The sequence below is a fragment of the Streptomyces hazeniae genome (genome assembly GCF_031845485.1).
Taxonomy (GTDB): Bacteria; Actinomycetota; Actinomycetes; order Streptomycetales; family Streptomycetaceae; genus Streptomyces; species Streptomyces hazeniae.
This window is the reverse complement of record NZ_JAVREQ010000053.1, coordinates 1-3,587: the sequence shown is the minus strand read 5'-3', so window position 1 is coordinate 3,587 and position 3,587 is coordinate 1. Positions and strand designations below refer to the sequence as shown.

Genomic DNA, 3,587 nt, shown 5'->3' with positions numbered 1-3,587 from the left:
GGTGGACCTTGGCCCAGCCGCGCCCGGTGACCCTGTTGACCTTGAACGGGTCCAGCTTCGCGTGCAGCGAGAGCGGCTTGTGGTGGTCGGGGGTGGGCATGCCACCAGCGGTGGCGGCCGGGGCGAGCGCCATCATCGGCGCAGTGGCGGCCAGCGCCGCCGCGGCAGCCAGAACGGTTCGCTTCATTGGGCTTCTCCAGCTGTGAGAAACGAGATGCGGTTCCCTGCCCGCTGCTGCGAGTCGGCGCGTGGGAACCGCCGCCTACACCTCCGAACCTGACCACCCTGCCCTGTCGTCCGCGACCGCAGACAGATCGGTGGTGACCGTGGGCGGTGTGCCCAGTCACATCAACCACTCGCCTGATGGGCCCGCCTTGAGCCTCGTCGTCGCAGATCAGCAGGCTCCAACATGCAGGTGCTGTTCTGTCTCACTGGGCATGTCGGTAGTGCTGCGCTGGACGGGTGTACCTGGTGTATTGCGCTGCTCCGTCGAGCTGCAGAGAGCCGCCCGGCTGGCACGGGGGGACGAGCAGCCGGGCGGCCTTCCCGGGCGATGCCGCGCCCGACGCCCTGAACGGGAAACGCCGGGGGCACCCGGGAGCTCTCTTGTACGTTACCGTCGCGCACCCTTGTGCGGATGCGGTCTGCTCCGGTCGGGTACGCGAGGAGCGACCCCGCGTGTCAGGTCGGGCCGCGAAGCTGTCGCGGGCGAGCGTGCCGGGCATGGCATCGCAGGAACGTGCGCTCTACACAACGACAGCCACTTCTCTTCACGGGCCGGACCGGGTGGAGTTCTCCGACGCGGAAGGCAGGTCGTTGCCCGTGGTGGCGCCACCAGCGGCCGGTGGATATGACGGTGAAGTGTGGGCGCCGGAGCAGTTCTATGCGGCTGCGATCGCCACCTGCTTGCACCAGGCCATCGCCATGGTCGCCAGCGAAATCGGGGCGGACCTGGCCGAGAGTCGTGTTGCTGCGGAAGTGCAGTTGGAGCACTCCGGCGCCCTGCGCTACTCACTCAGGACTCGGGTTGTGGTCGAGCTTCCCGCCACCGACACCCAGACGCGCAAAACCTTGCTGCGGGAGGCACTGCGCGCCTTCCCTCTCGCCGACCAGATTGAGCTGTCCGAGAGTTGACCCTGCCGTCCCGGGCGGCTTCGGGGGCTCACTGGGGCCGGGCGGCGGCTTGTCCGGGTCGAGGCCGCCGACAACCAGCCGATGCGGTCCAGCCCCATGCCGTCGCCCGGCGCGACCTGCTCAACGATGAAGTAGCCGAACGGTAGTGGCCGTGTGCGCCCCGGACTGCGTGGTGCGCCGTCGGCTGGGTGGTGCGGGGCGGTCGGGCGAGCCGGTGGGGTGTTCGAGTGACACGCACACGTCTTCCGTTCGCAGTCCGGGACGGCCGGGGAGAGACGAGTGAGCCGCACGTCGCCTGCGAGGAGAGCAACCATGATCAAGAAATTGCACGACGCCGGTGTGCGCAGCGAGCACGCCTACACCGCCGGCTTGGCCTCGATCGCCGCGTCGTTCCTGTCTTGGACGCTTTCGGAGAAGAAGGAGAGCGCGGGCCGGGACCGCGCGGACCGATGGGGCATCTTCGTAGGCGAGTGGGCCCCGACCTTTCTCGCTCTCGGCCTGGCACTGGCCCAGTACGAGCAGCAGGACGGCACCTTTCCCAGCTGACCTCCGTTCGCGCCGATGGCCTGACTCGAGGAACGGAGGGCCCGTTGATGGGCCGCTACGAGCACAGCACCACCGTCCGTACCGATCCGCAGGCACTGTTCGACTATGTGGCTCAGGTCGGCAACCTGCCCGCCTACATGGACGCGATGACCGCCGCGGACCCCGCAGGTGAGGGACGGGTGTTCGTGTCGGCCGAGGTGGAGGGGCAGCGTCGAGAAGGCGAGGCATGGTTCGAGGTCGACCGCGATCGGCGCTCGATGCGCTGGGGATCACCTGGGCCGAATGACTACAGCGGCGAATTGTCCGTTACCGACGCAGGGCCCGAGAGCGCCGGGCTGAGGGTGGTGCTGAACACCGAGCGGGCGGACGGGCCCGGTATCCGCGCCGGTCTGGAGACCACGCTGGCCAACGTCAAACGCCTCATCGAAGGCAGCGGCACCGAGACCACCTGATCCCGCATCCTGCCACAGTGGCCAGGATGCGGGACGGCGGTGGCCGTACGGGAGGTGGGCCGTCCCGGCACGAGGGGGCCACCGGTCCGCGGGTGTCTGTTCCGCGCAGCATGAACGCCTACGACATGCTCACGGACTGCCAGAATCCCGGGGGACGGGCGGCCCGCCACCGGCAGGCCGGCGCACCGGGCCGGCCCACGGCTGAAGTCTCCTCCAACTCGCTCGACCCGCCCCCGGCAACACACCAGACCTCTTGAAAGCAACCCGAACACCGCACACGCCAGGGACCCGCCGCAATCGACTTCCCTGCGCTCGACTCCAGATGCAGATCACCGGGCCTTCAGGGGTGCTCTGGCCCTCGGGGTACGCGCCGCACCTCCTGGCTGTGCTGCCGGCCCACCGGCAGCACCGAGGCCGGGCTGCTTGCACTACTCCGACCGGTGCGCCATGGTGACTCGACGGGGCGAAGAAGGACGCCGAGGCTGCAGCAACCACCTCGTCGGGGCCACCGCGATCAAGGACAGCCGCATGAGCACTTCAGCACATATCGCCCCCTGCGCGGCCCGCAGGCCCGACCGCTTGCGTTCCCCTTCCGCTGCCCCTCGCGGTCGTGCCGTCGAGCGCGAGGCCATACAGCAGCGTGAGGAGATAGCCCAGCTCCGTGAAGCGCTCGTCTCCCGCCCGGTCATAGACCAGGCCATGGGCGTGCTCATGGTGTTGAACTCGGTCAGTGATAAGACAGCCTGGCAGGCCCTCGTCCACGTCTCCCAGCACACGAACATCAAGATCCGCAGTCTCGCTGCCCAGATTGTGGCAGCCGCCAGCGGCGGGCCCGCGTTGAGCGACTCCGTCAGGACCGTCGTCTCCCGCGCGATGGTCGAATACGCTGAACAGCCCTGACCATCAGACCGGACGGCCTCCACGTGGCGCAGGAGCACGCGGGCGTCGCGGGCGAGCTGGCCACGTGTACGCGGGTGGGTATCGGCCCGGAGCGCATGTCGCCCGTGCGGTGCTGCGCACCGCCTGTCTCTGCGACCGACAGAAATCTTGGCCAGTCCTATCGTTGCAGTTCAGAGCGGGTCGGATGAACTTCGGACGGTCCACCTCGTGAAAGCGCGAGCTTAAGTGCGCGGGCCTCCGGGGCACTGCGGGGGGCGGGTTCCCGGCTGGCGCAAGGGATCATCGGCCGGCTCAAGCCGAGTACGCCAAGCTAGCCCGGAGTGGTCGTCATGGCTCAGGTGCGGTGGTCCTCGACGCCGAGGCCGAGTGCCCGGGCGACGTCCTGGACGTTCCGGAATTCCTCACCCTCGGGCAGCCGTCCGGCGAGTTCCAGCAGCCGGTCCGGCGCATTGTTCTCGCGCAGCGTGTCCAGCACCCCGTCCCGGTCCGTCGGGTACAGGCCGGGGCCGAGATGCCGGGCGAGGTCGGAGCGCAGCTCGACGTCGTCGTCACTCA

5 protein-coding genes and 1 pseudogene are annotated in these 3,587 nt (G+C 68.9%); 4 read left to right on the top strand and 2 right to left on the bottom strand.

The annotated features are described in order from the left end of the window. A pseudogene (locus RM572_RS28470) lies at positions 1 to 187 on the bottom strand (hypothetical protein); the annotation flags it as partial. A 536-nt stretch (positions 188 to 723) separates the two neighbouring features. On the opposite strand from RM572_RS28470, the gene RM572_RS28465 reads away from it, so the two are divergent. From RM572_RS28465 to RM572_RS28450, 4 genes are all read left to right on the top strand, one after another. Then, positions 724 to 1,134, top strand: coding sequence for an OsmC family protein (locus RM572_RS28465; protein WP_311676259.1), 411 nt, complete (start codon positions 724 to 726; stop codon positions 1,132 to 1,134). A gap of 312 nt (positions 1,135 to 1,446) precedes the next feature. Beyond that, positions 1,447 to 1,680 (top strand): hypothetical protein, encoded by a 234-nt coding sequence (locus RM572_RS28460; protein WP_311676258.1) that lies wholly within the window; start codon positions 1,447 to 1,449, stop codon positions 1,678 to 1,680. A 47-nt stretch (positions 1,681 to 1,727) separates the two neighbouring features. Next, complete coding sequence (locus RM572_RS28455; RefSeq protein ID WP_311676257.1) at positions 1,728 to 2,132, top strand: SRPBCC family protein; 405 nt, start codon at positions 1,728 to 1,730, stop codon at positions 2,130 to 2,132. 528 nt (positions 2,133 to 2,660) lie between these two features. Further along, positions 2,661 to 3,032, top strand: a complete 372-nt coding sequence (locus tag RM572_RS28450; protein ID WP_311676256.1) for an ANTAR domain-containing protein — start codon at positions 2,661 to 2,663, stop codon at positions 3,030 to 3,032. 334 nt (positions 3,033 to 3,366) lie between these two features. On the opposite strand, the gene RM572_RS28445 is transcribed toward RM572_RS28450, so the two are convergent. Continuing rightward, positions 3,367 to 3,587, bottom strand: a 221-nt coding sequence (locus RM572_RS28445) for a DUF2795 domain-containing protein (protein WP_311676255.1), incomplete at its 5' end; no start/stop codon positions are given.